Source organism: Alcanivorax sp. HI0044, assembly GCF_001634945.1.
Genome location: NZ_LWEZ01001340.1, coordinates 1 through 11,686, shown reverse-complemented (window position 1 = coordinate 11,686; position 11,686 = coordinate 1). Strand labels below are relative to the sequence as shown.

Annotated in this window: 14 protein-coding genes; 7 read left to right on the top strand and 7 right to left on the bottom strand. The window is 58.6% G+C overall.

The genetic code is table 11. The annotated features are described in order from the left end of the window. The 3 genes from A3730_RS19855 to A3730_RS19845 all read right to left on the bottom strand — a co-directional run. On the bottom strand, positions 1-1,474 hold a 1,474-nt coding region (locus A3730_RS19855), incomplete at its 3' end, for an NAD(P)/FAD-dependent oxidoreductase (protein ID WP_063538751.1). Beyond that, positions 1,471-2,097 (bottom strand): TetR/AcrR family transcriptional regulator, encoded by a 627-nt coding sequence (locus tag A3730_RS19850; RefSeq protein WP_063518948.1) that lies wholly within the window; start codon positions 2,095-2,097, stop codon positions 1,471-1,473. The genes A3730_RS19855 and A3730_RS19850, both read right to left, overlap by 4 nt. Positions 2,098-2,307: 210 nt before the next feature. Then, positions 2,308-3,345, bottom strand: coding sequence for an aldo/keto reductase (locus A3730_RS19845; RefSeq protein WP_063518947.1), 1,038 nt, complete (start codon positions 3,343-3,345; stop codon positions 2,308-2,310). Between the two features lie 259 nt (positions 3,346-3,604). Here A3730_RS19845 and rplM point away from each other — a divergent pair, with 259 nt between their 5' ends. From rplM to A3730_RS19810, 7 genes are all read left to right on the top strand, one after another. After that, positions 3,605-4,033 (top strand): 50S ribosomal protein L13, encoded by a 429-nt coding sequence (gene rplM / locus A3730_RS19840; RefSeq protein ID WP_063518946.1) that lies wholly within the window; start codon positions 3,605-3,607, stop codon positions 4,031-4,033. Positions 4,034-4,044: 11 nt separating this feature from the next. Further along, positions 4,045-4,440, top strand: a complete 396-nt coding sequence (rpsI, locus tag A3730_RS19835; protein WP_063538749.1) for a 30S ribosomal protein S9 — start codon at positions 4,045-4,047, stop codon at positions 4,438-4,440. Positions 4,441-4,654: 214 nt separating this feature from the next. Then, entirely contained in the window at positions 4,655-5,242 is a 588-nt protein-coding gene (gene petA, locus A3730_RS19830) for a ubiquinol-cytochrome c reductase iron-sulfur subunit (protein WP_063519640.1), read from the top strand. A gap of 5 nt (positions 5,243-5,247) precedes the next feature. Beyond that, complete coding sequence (locus A3730_RS19825) at positions 5,248-6,522, top strand: cytochrome bc complex cytochrome b subunit (RefSeq protein WP_231880585.1); 1,275 nt, start codon at positions 5,248-5,250, stop codon at positions 6,520-6,522. Continuing rightward, on the top strand, positions 6,522-7,178 hold the full coding sequence (locus A3730_RS19820) for a cytochrome c1 (RefSeq protein ID WP_063519641.1): 657 nt from the start codon (positions 6,522-6,524) through the stop codon (positions 7,176-7,178). Before A3730_RS19825 ends, A3730_RS19820 begins: the two co-directional genes overlap by 1 nt. Positions 7,179-7,272: 94 nt before the next feature. Next, a complete protein-coding gene (gene sspA / locus A3730_RS19815; protein ID WP_063519642.1) occupies positions 7,273-7,911 on the top strand; it encodes a stringent starvation protein SspA in 639 nt (212 codons plus the stop codon). A 2-nt stretch (positions 7,912-7,913) separates the two neighbouring features. Next, positions 7,914-8,315, top strand: a complete 402-nt coding sequence (locus A3730_RS19810) for a ClpXP protease specificity-enhancing factor (RefSeq protein WP_007148786.1) — start codon at positions 7,914-7,916, stop codon at positions 8,313-8,315. A 116-nt stretch (positions 8,316-8,431) separates the two neighbouring features. Here the strand turns inward: A3730_RS19810 and A3730_RS19805 are convergent, their stop codons facing one another. The 4 genes from A3730_RS19805 to A3730_RS19790 all read right to left on the bottom strand — a co-directional run. Continuing rightward, positions 8,432-9,019: a BON domain-containing protein gene (locus tag A3730_RS19805; protein ID WP_063519643.1), complete on the bottom strand. Its 588-nt coding sequence runs from the start codon at positions 9,017-9,019 to the stop codon at positions 8,432-8,434. Continuing rightward, a complete protein-coding gene (locus A3730_RS19800; protein ID WP_007150375.1) occupies positions 9,019-9,606 on the bottom strand; it encodes a phosphoheptose isomerase in 588 nt (195 codons plus the stop codon). Before A3730_RS19800 ends, A3730_RS19805 begins: the two co-directional genes overlap by 1 nt. A gap of 69 nt (positions 9,607-9,675) precedes the next feature. Further along, positions 9,676-10,053 carry a YraN family protein gene (locus tag A3730_RS29845; protein ID WP_082872471.1) on the bottom strand — a complete coding sequence of 126 codons (378 nt, stop codon included), beginning with the start codon at positions 10,051-10,053 and terminating at the stop codon, positions 9,676-9,678. Continuing rightward, on the bottom strand, positions 10,034-11,686 hold a 1,653-nt coding region (locus tag A3730_RS19790), incomplete at its 5' end, for a penicillin-binding protein activator (protein WP_063538747.1). The genes A3730_RS19790 and A3730_RS29845, both read right to left, overlap by 20 nt.

Genomic DNA, 11,686 nt, shown 5'->3' with positions numbered 1-11,686 from the left:
TCAGCCAGTCCTGTTCGAATCGTTCGGGATTGTGATCCAGGCCATAAATCTCACCGGTGCTGTAACGGCAGAAGTAGTCGGTGGAGAGTGGTGTGGACAATTCATAGTAATCCACCTTGCCGCGCAGCTGCGGCATCTTCTCGTATAGCTTTTCCAGCAGACGCTGCGAGTACGCTTCTTTTTTGGCTTCGTAATCATCACCGCGTTTGCCCCAGGGCTTGTCGGCCCAGTCGGCATACCACTCGAACGGGCCGGGCGCGACAATTTCCACGGTGGCGCGGCCGGGATAGCGTGCCGCAAAGCTGGGATCCTTGGCAGAGGGAAAAGAAATATAAGTGAGCGGAATGTCGTGCTCGTCCGGTGCCTTGAGGAAATTGTCCACTTGTGTGGCGTGGTCGGTGCCCGGATAAATCCAGAAGTTGGTCTTCGGCAGTTGCAGGTTTTCTGCGGTGTCCTGAATACCGATGTACAGGCAGACGCTGGCCATGGAGCGCTGCACGTTGCCCAGTTTCATCTGGTAGAAGGCCTTGTGCGGCGCGTTATCGGCCAACAGCGGGCCGAAGGTGTTGTATACCCCGGCGTTGCTGATCACGGCCGGGGCGCGGACGGTTTCTCCGTCGGCCATCAGCACGCCGACAGCGCGGCCTTTCTCGACAAGGATTTCTTTCACGTCTGCGTAGGTAAACACCTCGCCGCCGCTTTGCTGAATGACGGGGATGATGGTCTTGGCCATTTCCGAGGCGCCACCGACCGGGTAATAGCCGCCATAAAGATAGTGGCGGGCAATCAGCGAGTGGATGATAAAGCTGGACTCGGTGGGGACCAGGCCGTTATCGCCCCACTGGCCGGTAAGGGCGGCGATCAGTTCCTGATTACTGGTAAGGCCTTCGAGTACCTCCTGGGTGGGGCGATTGAGGAAGGCCGGCGCCTTGCGGTTGGCCAGACGGCGGAAGGGGCCGGCCAGCAGGTTCGGCAGCACCTTTGCCAGGGTGACGCCGGGAAGGGCCTTGGCGACCTGGTTAAGGTAGCCCATGTAGGTATCGATGGCCTGATGCTCATCCGGGAAGTCGTTTTTTAGGCTGTCCACGAAGGCCTTGGGGCCGGCCATCAGGTCGATCTGGCGGTCGCCAATAAACAGCCGGTCGTAGTTGGCATCCATGGGTGCCCATTTCAGCTCGCCGTCGGTGACATGGTCGAACAGGCGTTTGGCCATGGTGTGGTCGGCGCCCATGTCGCCGATGTAGTGCACGCCCACATCCCATTCGTAGCCATTGCGATCATAGCTGTGGGTAAAGCCCCCGGCGGTGTAGTGCTGCTCGAACACCACCACTTTCTTGCCCATTTTGCTCAGGCAGGCGGCGGTGGTGAGACCGCCAATGCCGGAACCGATGACGATGGCGTCATAGGGCCCGTCGAGACGTTTGGCGCGGTAGCGGCGGCCGACGCGAAGGGTGCTGGGGGTTGGGCTGCTCATGGGGTGTCCTCGTTGTTATCGGTATGGGCGTCGGTATGGGTGATGGCGCCCTCCAGCAACAGGCTGGTGATGCCTTCGGCGAGTTGGGGTTCGGCATCCGCATTGGGCAGATGGCCGTCGATGGTCAGCTGTGAAAGGCCGTGCACCAGCGACCAGGCGGTGGCGGTCATCAGCGATAGCGGTGCGGGCTTCAGATAGCCCGCCCGTTGGCCCCGGGCAATCGTGTCCTGCAGTACATTGAAGGCGCCAAGTCCGGCCTGATCGAGCCGTGGATGGGCGCCTTTGGGAAGTACCCGGCCGCCAAACATCAGCCGGTACAGGTTGGGCTCGGATTGGGCAAACGCCACATAAGCCAGGCCGATGCCGATCAGCGCTGCGCGAGGAGTATGCTGCTCCACACTGAGTAGTTGCTGACGCAGGGCGGCGAAGCCACTGATGGCCAGCTCAGCCAGCAGGCTTTCCCGGTCCGCATAGTGGCGATAAAGCGCAGGGGCGCTGACGCCAATCTGCTTGGCAATGCCGCGCAAACTGATAGCGCTGTCGCCTTCAAGGCGAAGCACGGCCAGGGCCTGATCGTGGGCCTGCTGGTGGAGATCGCCGTGGTGATATGCGGTGCGTGCCATACTGATCCGTTGTGGTAAGTTAACGGCGTTAACATTGGCACGGTACGAGTGCTATCGTCAAGGTCTGTCGGGATGGATTGTGGTCTCGGCTGCGCTTTGGGTTCTGTAGACGCCTGGCTGCAGGCATGCCATCAAGGCTGGCCGCAGGCTCCTGCAGCGAGGAGCCTGCGCTTTTGGCGTCATGCATCGGGCGTGTTGCGTCAGGCGTTCTCAGGGCGCCGGATACGGGAAGCGGGTATGGATGACCTCCAGGGCCTTTTCCAGATCCTTGTCCCAGGGCACATCGATGCTTTTCAGGTTTTCTTCCAGCTGCGCCAGGTTGGTAGCGCCAATAATGTTGCTGGTCACGAAAGGGCGTGTGGTGACGAACTGCAGCGCCAGTTGGGTCGGGGTGATGCCGCGCTCACTGGCCAGTTCACAGTAGGCTTCGGTGGCTGCGATGGCCTGGGGGTTGGTGTAGCGGGCGAACTGCTTGAACAGGGTGAGGCGAGCGCCTTCCGGCCACTGATCGTTGCGGTACTTGCCGCTGAGCATGCCAAAGGCCAGTGGCGAATAGGCCAGCAGGCCCACCTGTTCCCGGTGTGCCACTTCCGCCAGGCCCACCTCGAAGCTGCGATTGAGCAGTGAATAGGGGTTCTGGATGCTGACCGGTGGCGCCAGGCCGATTTTCTCTGCTTCATGGATAAAGCGCATGGTGCCCCAGGGGGTTTCATTGGACAGGCCCCAGTGGCGAATTTTCCCTGCATCCACCAGTGCTTTAAGCCCGGCAACGGTTTCGCTGATGGCAATGCCGTCCTCGCCATCCCGGTGTTTGTAGCCCAGACGACCAAAGAAATTGGTGGTGCGCTCGGGCCAGTGCAGCTGGTAAACGTCGATCACATCGGTCTGCAGGCGCTTCAGGCTGCCTTCCACGGCGTTTTGCAGGCTGTCAGCGCTAAAGCGCGGGCCGCCACGGATATGTTTCACGTACTCGCCGGGGCCGGCAGCCTTGGTGGCCAGCACAACCTTGTCGCGATTCCCGCTGCGGGCAAACCACTCACCAATAATGGTTTCGGTGCGAAAAGACGTTTCCGGGCTGGCGGGCACCGCATACATTTCGGCGGTATCAAAAAAATTGATGCCATGTTCCAGGGCCATGTCCATCTGTGCATGGCCTTGTTCGGCGGTATTCTGGCTTCCCCAGGTCATGGTGCCCAGGCACAGGGCGCTAACCTCAAGGTCGGTGCGTCCGAGACGGCGGTACTGCATTGTCTGCTCCTTTAAAGAGGGGGCTGCAAGGGTGTAGAATCGCGCTCAATCTCAACATGGTGCCGCCGGCTTCACAATGACCCGCTTGTACAGAGGGGCATGGCTTTATCTGTGGCCATCCGGTGCCGTGACAACAAATGCCCCCGAACTGCTTGTGTTCTTTTGGGGGCTTGGGTAGAATTCGCGCTCTCTTGCCCGGCGTAACCGTCGCCGGCGGGTGTTTACTACCCGTAACATATTGAATTTAGGGCAGAATTCCATGAAGACCTACAGCGCAAAACCGGAAAGCGTAAAGCGCGACTGGTATGTGGTAGACGCCTCCGGCAAAACGTTGGGTCGGTTGGCTACTGAAGTCGCCAGCCGTCTGCGCGGTAAGCACAAGCCGGAGTTTACTCCACATGTCGATACCGGTGATTACATTGTTGTGATCAATGCCGATAAAGTGGCCGTTACCGGTAACAAGGCGTCAGACAAAATGTATTACCGTCACACCGGTTACCCGGGTGGCCTGAAAGAAGCCAACTTTGCGACTCTGCAGGCGGAAAAGCCTGAGATGATCATCGAGAAGGCGATCAAGGGCATGTTGCCGCGTAACCCGCTGGGCCGCGCCATGTTCCGCAAACTGAAAGTTTACGCAGGCACTGAGCATCCGCATACCGCTCAGCAGCCGCAGCAGCTGGAAATTTAAGGGGTTTGTCGATGGCAACTGTAGAAACCAACTACGGAACCGGTCGCCGCAAGACCTCTTCCGCTCGCGTTTTTCTGCGTCCGGGTAGTGGCAAGATCAGCGTTAATGGTCGCCCGCTGGATGTGTATTTCGGCCGTAAAACCAACCAGATGGTTGTTCGTCAACCGCTGGAGCTGGTGGACGCGACGGACAAGTTTGATGTGCTGGTTACCGTTAGCGGTGGCGGTAACAACGGTCAGGCTGGCGCCATCCGTCACGGTATTACCCGTGCGCTGATGGAGTATGACGGTGAGCTGCGTGGTCAGCTGCGTCGTGCCGGTTACGTGACACGTGATGCCCGTGAAGTTGAGCGTAAGAAAGTGGGTCTGCGCAAGGCGCGTCGTCGTCCGCAGTTCTCCAAGCGTTAAGCTTCAAGCACTACAGCTACACAAAAAAGCCCAGCAATGCTGGGCTTTTTTGTGTTCAAATCAGGTGTTTAGCGATTCTGGCGGGGTAATAACCGGTTGTCAGGTGTGGGCTTTTTCTTTACCATTTGCGCCGCCTTACTCCGTCCGTGACACGAGGATAAACTTCGCGTCCCGGATTAACCCCGAGCGTGGGATCTAAGGGGAGAATAACTCAATGAGCAACGACGGCGTTAATAGCAGCCGCCGCACTTTCCTGATTGGCTTGACTTCGGCGATTGGTGCCGCAGGAGCCGTTGGCGTGGCTGTACCTTTCGTTAAGTCCTGGCAACCTAGTGCCAAAGCCAAAAATGCCGGTGCGCCGGTAAAAGTGGATATTGGCCGGTTGGAAGCGGGGCAGCGCGTAGTAGAAGAATGGCGAGGCCAGCCCATCTGGGTGGTGCGTCGCACGGACGATATGCTGGATACCTTGCCGAAGCTGGACGAGAAGCTTCGTGACCCTGCTTCCGAAGCGGATCAGCAGCCGGAATATGCCAGAAACGAGTGGCGCTCTATCAAGAAGGAATATCTGGTCCTGATTGGTACTTGTACTCACCTGGGCTGCTCCCCGCTCTTTGAGGATCAGCCGACGGTAGAACTGGAGCATGGTGGCTTCTTCTGCCCCTGTCATGGCTCCAAGTTCGATCTGGCCGGCCGGGTGTACAAGAGCGTTCCGGCACCCACCAATCTGGTGGTTCCGCCGCATTCTTACCTGAGCGAAGCTGTCGTTATCGTCGGCTCTGAGGAAGGGGAGACCAAGGCATGATGGGAATGGTGAATCGCGTTGTCGATTGGGTAGATGCCCGTCTGCCCGTGGTAGACGCCTACAAGCGTCACATGTCCGAATACTATGCGCCGAAGAACTTCAACTTCTGGTACTACTTTGGTGTGCTTTCCATCGTGGTGCTGGTAAACCAGCTGCTCACCGGCATCTGGCTGACCATGTTCTTCTCCCCCAACGAAGGCTTTGCCTCCGTTGAATACATCATGCGTGATGTGGAGTGGGGCTGGCTGATCCGCTACATGCACGCAGTGGGCGCGTCTGCGTTCTTTGCTGTGGTGTACCTGCACATGTTCCGTGGCCTGATGTACGGCTCCTACAAGCCGCCGCGGGAGCTGGTGTGGATCTTCGGTATGCTGATCTACCTGGCGCTGATGGCCGAAGGTTTCCTCGGTTACGTACTGCCCTGGGGCAACATGTCCTACTGGGGTGCCCAGGTAATTATCTCCCTGGCGGGCGCGATCCCGTTTGATCTGCTGCCGTTCATTAGTGCGGCAGACGCCAAGGAAATTGGTGAAGGCCTGACTACCTGGGTGCGCGGCGATTACCTGCTGTCCACTGCCACGGTGAACAAGTTCTTCGCGCTGCACGTTGTCGCTATTCCGATTGTGTTGCTTGCTCTGGTGGTGCTGCACATTCTGGCGCTGCACGAAGTGGGTTCCAACAACCCGGACGGCGTGGAAATCAAGCAGAACAAGGATGAAAACGGCGTTCCGGTTGACGGCATTCCGTTCCACCCTTACTACACCGTGAAGGACCTGCCCGGCGTGATTGTCTTCCTGATGATCTTCTCCGTGGTGATCTTCTTCTTCCCGGATGGTGGTGGTTACCTGTTGGAGAAGCCGAACTTCGAGCCGGCCAACCCGCTGAAAACTCCTGACCACATTGCGCCGGTTTGGTACTACGGCCCGTATTACGCCATGCTGCGTGCCACAACCATCGACTTCATCATGTCTTCCAAGGCATGGGGTCTGGTGGCCATGGGCGGCGCGATCGTGATCCTGTTCGTGATCCCGTGGCTGGATCGTCACCCGGTGAAGTCCATTCGCTATCGCGGTATCTGGAGCAAGATCTTCATGACGCTCTTCGTGCTGGACTTCCTGATGCTGGGCTATTTCGGTACTCAGCCGGCAACTCCAGGCAAGACGATGATGGCGCAGTTCGGCACGATCTATTATTTCAGCTACTTCCTGCTGATCATGCCGTTCGTGCATAAATTCGAGAAATCCAAGCCGGTTCCGGAACGGGTAACGGGGGGACACTGATGAAGAAACTAGCGGTTATTCTTTTCAGCTGCCTGCCGTTGGTCGCATTCGCGGCTGGCGGTGGCCACAACGAGTACGTGGTTAAAGCGCCGGTAAACCTGCAAGACAAGGTCAGCCTGCAAAACGGTGCCAAGCTGTTCGTCAACTACTGCCTGGGTTGCCATACCCTGCAGTACCAGCGCTACAGCCGCATGGCGGAAGATCTGGACATGCCGGAAGAGCTGGTGATGGAGAACCTGAACTTCGTCAGTGACAAGTTCGGTGACCAGATGCATAACGCCATGGACCAGGACGACGCGAAGAAGTGGTTTGGTAATGCACCGCCGGATCTCACCATGGTGACCCGGTACCGTTCTTCCGACTGGGTGTATTCGTACCTGATCAACTTCTACGAAGATGAGTCCCGTCCGTTCGGTTACAACAACCATGTGTTCCCGAGCGTGGGTATGCCCCACGTGATGGCGGGTCTGGAAGAAGAGTTGGGCGAAGACGAGTTCAAGCAGGCCATGGGCGATATCACTAACTTCCTGACCTACACTGCGGAGCCGGTTCGCCCGCAGCGTGAACGTCTGGGTGTTTATGTGCTGGTCTTCCTGGGCATCCTGTTGATCCCGGCTTACCTGCTCAAAAAGGAATACTGGAAAGACGTACACTGATACTTCAGTGTAGGATTCCAGCGTTGAACAGGGTATCCGCGTAAGCGGTTACCCTGTTTCTGTTATAGATCACTAGTGTGGAGATGACTCGACAATGGGTGTGGTGACCAAGCGTTCTTCAATGACTTTCTTTTCTTCCCCGGAAGATCATTACAGCCATCGCGTGCGTATCGTGCTGGCAGAAAAAGGGGTCACAGTCGATATCGTTGATGTGGACAGCAGCAACAAGCCGGAAGATCTGGCCTCGCTGAACCCGTACAATGAAGTGCCCACGCTGGTTGATCGTGAGCTGACCCTGTTTCAGTCCACGGTGATCATGGAGTATCTGGACGAGCGTTTCCCGCATCCGCCGTTGTTGCCGGTTTACCCGGTGGCGCGTGCCCAGAGCCGCCTGTTGATTCACCGCGTGGAGCGTGACTGGTGTGGTCATGTGGATGCGATCCTGGCCGGTGAAGAGAAAGACGCCAGCCTGAACAAGCGTCGCAAGGAACTGCGTGAGGCGATTATTGCCACCGCGCCGATCTTCAGCGAGCTGCCGTACTTCATGAGCGAAGAGTTCACCTTGGTGGACTGCGTGGTGGCGCCGATCTTGTGGCGGTTGCCGGCGTTGGGTATTGAGCTGCCTGCCAAGCAGGTCAAGCCGTTGCTGGACTACGCCGAGCGTCTGTTTGATCGTGATGCGTTCCAGGCCAGCCTGACCGACGCCGAGCGCGAACTGCGTAACCCGCTGTAACCATGTCCGAAATGACCTCCAATCGCCCGTATCTGATACGGGCGATCCACGAATGGATCTGCGATAACGGCCTGACTACCCACCTGGCAGTGAATGCCAGTTTCCCGGGTGTGGAAGTGCCGCAGGACTTTGTGCAGGACGGCCAGATCGTGCTGAACATTGCGCCGCGCGCGGTAACCCAGTTTGTGGCGGATAATGATGAAATTGCCTTTTCTGCCCGCTTTGGTGGCATGCCCATGACGATCCGGGTGCCAGTGAATGCGGTGGTAGCGATCTTTGCCCGTGAAAACGGCCAGGGTATGGCGTTTGACCCGGTGGACCCACCGGAGCCACCGACGACCCCGGAGCCTGAGAAGAAAGAGGAAGGCAAAGGCAAGGTCAGCCACCTGAAAGTGGTAAAATAAGAAAGTGAGACGCAGCACGCCTCACGCTGCATGCAACACGCAAAAGCCCGCTCACTGAGCGGGCTTTTTGTTTTCCGTGGGCCGTGACGCGGAGGTGGGTTGCCGGCGCGCAGCGCCTAGTCGATATACTCGATGATCTTTACGATCTTCTGTACGCCATACACCTTCTGTACCTGGGCGACCACGGCGTCGGCTTCGGCATGGGTGAGCAGGCCCATCAGGTACACCACGCCGTTTTCCGTCACCACCTTGGTGCGCCAGCCCGGCGCATCGCCGTTGATCAGCAGGCGGCTTTTTACCTTGCTGGTGAGCCAGGTGTCATTGGTGCGAGCCAGGAAGGAGCCTGAGCCCACTACCTGCAGTTCGTTGTGCACGTTGCGCACATGGCGTACCTGGCTGGCGATATTTTCCGCCTGGGTGCTCAGATCTTCATTGGCTACCTGGCCTGCAAGCAAGACGTTGCCGTTGTAGCTGACTACCACGATACGGGACTCGTCCAGCTCGGCGCTGGCCCGTGACAGGTTGACGGCGACTTTTCGCTCGATGTTGCCATCTTCCACAAAGGCGCCAAAAGTCCGTGAGCCATGATCCTGGTCCGTGGGCTGGTCGGACATGCCCTTGGACAGGGATGCGCACCCGGTGGTCAGGCTGAACAACAGAGCCAGGGTTGCAAGAGTCGATAAGCGGATGAAGCGTGCGACCATTACTGGCCTCCGAACAACTGCTGGTCGATGTAATCGCACAGCGAATGAATGACCAGGAGGTGGACTTCCTGAATGCGGGCTGTGGAGGTGGCGGGCACCCGGATTTCGATATCGTTGGGGCCATACAAGTTGACCATTTCACCGCCTTCCTTGCCGGTCATGGCGACCACCCGCATTTCCCGGTCGTGGGCAGCCTGAATAGCCTGGATCACGTTGGCGGAATTGCCGCTGGTGGAAATGGCCAGCAGGATATCGCCACTGCCGCCCAAGGCGCGGACCTGCTTGGAGAAGATCTCGTTGTAGCTGTAATCGTTGGCGATTGAGGTCAGCGTGGACGAGTCCGTGGTTAGTGCGATGGCGGGCAGGGCCGGGCGCTCCATTTCAAAACGGTTTAGCAGCTCGGAAGAGAAGTGCTGGGCGTCGCCAGCGGAGCCGCCGTTGCCGCAGGTGAGGATCTTGCCGCCGTTGAGCAGGCATTCGACCATGGCCTGACCTGCGGCTTCAATCACGGTAGGCAGTACTTCGCCGGCTTTGGCTTTGGTTTCGATGCTTTCGGCAAACAGTTGCCGGATACGGTCCACGCTCATAAATTGTCCCTTCAATGTCCTGTTCGCTGAGTTCAGGGTCGCTCAATCTTTCACATTCTGCTGTGTAGCTTATTCGCTATAAAAGGCGTTTTGTATCCATTGGTAAAGGACAGTCTGCTGGTTGTCCGGTTCCATGCCCAGCACATCGAATCGGCAGGGCCGGTGATGATGTTCCGGGTGGCGGGCCAGAAAGTGCTGGGCCGCGCTGATCAGTCGCCGTTGTTTATTCTGATCCACCGAGGCAAGCGCGCCACCATGGCTCTGGTGTTTGCGCCAGCGCACTTCGGTGAAGACCAGAGTGTCCTGATCCAGCAGGATCAGATCAATTTCTCCCTGACGGCAATGGAAGTTGCGCTCCACAACGGTCAGTCCCTGGTCGACCAGCCACTTCGCGGCAAGCTTTTCCGCGTCCCGGCCGGTGTCTTTCTTACTGCGTAGTAGCGGCACGGGGAAGGCTGTTTTGGCCTGTCTCGGTCACTTGTGGCAGCGTTTTTGCCTTGCCGCCCACAAAAACCGCCCAGTTCAGTTCGCGAACAATGCGCTGGTTTTCCATGTGCAGGCGGCCGGTGACACCGGGGAGCTCGCTGGAGGGCAGGGCGTTCAGCAGATACAGCCGCCCTTGCAGCCGGTAGGCATCGATGCCCATGGCAAACAGGCGTTCGTAGCGGCCATGGCCGTCTGGCCATTGCTGGTTGGCGGCGTCATGCAGGGCCTGATTGTCGTCAGTGAGAATCCAGGGCATGTCGACAAAGCGGATGCCGTTAAGATCCTGGTCACGACGTGGGTTGTCTTCACCGCTGTAGATCAGGGCGGTGGAGTAGACCGGCAGGTCTTTGGCGTAGTGGAAGTTCAGTGCGGGTTTCACCTGGCGCCCCTGATTGGGGTCAGCAAGCAGGAACAGGAAATCCATGTCCTGGCGACGGCGAGGCTGGTTATCCATCTTCAGGCTGGTGAAACGGCTGACAGCATTGCCGCGTTTCTGGCTTTGTGCCACCAGCAGCATTTCCTTGACGGTTTCGCCGATGCTGGGCCCTTCCTGGTAAGTGCGAGTGATGGTGACTGAGCCGCCCAGCTCCTGCCAGCGATCAACGAAGGCCTGGGCAACCCGGGCGCCCCATTCTCCTTCCGGATAGAGAATGCCGGCCTGCAGGGCGCCTTTGCGGGCGCCATGGTTAGCAATCTGGCGGGCTTCATCTTCCGGCGCCAGGCCAAACTGGAAAAAATTATCGGGGCGGTTGTCGGTGTCGATGTAGTTCAATGCCAGTGTGGTGACTGGCAGCGTGCCCTGGGCCGCGATGGTTGCAGCTTTGTCTTTGGCCAGAGGGCCGAGAACGAAATCAGCGCCATCCGTGACGGCTTGTTGATACACCGCAAGCACATCGTCGCCACCGGAATCGTAGAAGCGCAACGTGGGCGGTTGGCCGTTTTTCTGCTGCTGGTAGAAGGCGGTCATGATGCCTTCCTGCAGGGCCTTGCCCGCGGTTTGCAGTGGGCCGGTGGTCGGCAGCAGGATGGCGACCTGGCTGGGGCGCTGGCTGGCGGCTTTTTCCAGGGCGTCCAGCATTTGCGGCACATCGTCGATGGCCGGGTGGGTACGCCACTGGGCGCTCCACTGATTCAACCGGGTGACCTGGGCATCCAGGTCGGCAATGGGGTCGCGGTACAGCTGGGCCAGGGTCAGCCAGCCACGCAGGTCGCCACTGCTGCCATCAATGGCGTCGGCCAGATCGGTGTTGGGCAGTTGCATCAGCAGCTGCCAGATCATGTTGTGGTTGTAACCCTGGTCATCCTCGCTGAGGAGCGGGTGGGCGGCGACGCGTTGCTGCAGGCTGTCCAGCAGCTTGCCTTGCATGGCCAGGGCGTCGGCGCGCAACAGATCCAGTTGGGCCTGATGCTCGGCGGGATATTGCAGTATTTCGTCCTGGTATTGCTGCAGCAACGACAGGGTCTTGTCCGCTTGCTGCTGGCCTAGTTGGGCGCGGCCGCTGAGTAGCAACCAGGTAAAACGCTGCTCACTGCTGAGTTGTCCGGGGCTCAGGTCGGCGAGCAATTGGCTTGCGTCGGCAGCCCGCTTTTCGCC

Coding starts and splice junctions, on each gene's coding strand:
- A3730_RS19805 (WP_063519643.1), bottom strand. CDS start 9,019: ATGGTCGCACGCTTCATCCGCTTATCGACTCTTGCAACCCTGGCTCTG.
- sspA (WP_063519642.1), top strand. CDS start 7,273: ATGGGTGTGGTGACCAAGCGTTCTTCAATGACTTTCTTTTCTTCCCCG.
- rpsI (WP_063538749.1), top strand. CDS start 4,045: ATGGCAACTGTAGAAACCAACTACGGAACCGGTCGCCGCAAGACCTCT.
- A3730_RS19820 (WP_063519641.1), top strand. CDS start 6,522: ATGAAGAAACTAGCGGTTATTCTTTTCAGCTGCCTGCCGTTGGTCGCA.
- A3730_RS19825 (WP_231880585.1), top strand. CDS start 5,248: ATGGTGAATCGCGTTGTCGATTGGGTAGATGCCCGTCTGCCCGTGGTA.
- petA (WP_063519640.1), top strand. CDS start 4,655: ATGAGCAACGACGGCGTTAATAGCAGCCGCCGCACTTTCCTGATTGGC.
- A3730_RS19850 (WP_063518948.1), bottom strand. CDS start 2,097: ATGGCACGCACCGCATATCACCACGGCGATCTCCACCAGCAGGCCCAC.
- rplM (WP_063518946.1), top strand. CDS start 3,605: ATGAAGACCTACAGCGCAAAACCGGAAAGCGTAAAGCGCGACTGGTAT.
- A3730_RS19810 (WP_007148786.1), top strand. CDS start 7,914: ATGTCCGAAATGACCTCCAATCGCCCGTATCTGATACGGGCGATCCAC.
- A3730_RS19845 (WP_063518947.1), bottom strand. CDS start 3,345: ATGCAGTACCGCCGTCTCGGACGCACCGACCTTGAGGTTAGCGCCCTG.
- A3730_RS19800 (WP_007150375.1), bottom strand. CDS start 9,606: ATGAGCGTGGACCGTATCCGGCAACTGTTTGCCGAAAGCATCGAAACC.